The organism is Bacillus cereus group sp. BfR-BA-01355 (genome assembly GCF_022663675.1).
Classification (GTDB): domain Bacteria; phylum Bacillota; class Bacilli; order Bacillales; family Bacillaceae_G; genus Bacillus_A; species Bacillus_A thuringiensis_S.
In genome coordinates this window covers 1-343 of the sequence record NZ_JAKUFY010000345.1, presented here as the reverse complement: position 1 = coordinate 343, position 343 = coordinate 1, and the positions used below count along the sequence as shown (strand labels likewise).

The following is a 343-nucleotide window of genomic DNA, read 5'->3' as shown; positions in this document are numbered from 1 at the left end:
TTTTTTATTTCCCTCGACAAAATATGACAAAAAAGTTGTAACTGTTTCTGTTATGATAGTTTCGGAAATCTTACATTTTACATAATCGGAGGAAAAGAAATGTATAAAAAATTGGGTACTATCGCTTTAACAGGTGCACTTGCTTTTAGTTTAGCTGCTTGTGGTGAAACTGAAGTTAAAGAAGTGAGTAAAAACGATGCTCCTAAACAGGCTGAAAAGAAAGATAAAAAGGAAAAAGCTGAAAGCAAGATTTATAAAATTGGAGATACGGTAGAAGTTAATGGCCTACAACTTACTTTCAGTTCAGCTAAATTCGTTGAGCCTAACGAATACGTAAAAGCTG

Annotated in this window: 1 pseudogene; it reads left to right on the top strand. The window is 33.2% G+C overall.

Annotated elements, in window-relative coordinates:
• Positions 1 to 99: 99 nt before the first annotated feature.
• Positions 100 to 343: pseudogene (locus MR167_RS31960) on the top strand (DUF4352 domain-containing protein); the annotation flags it as partial.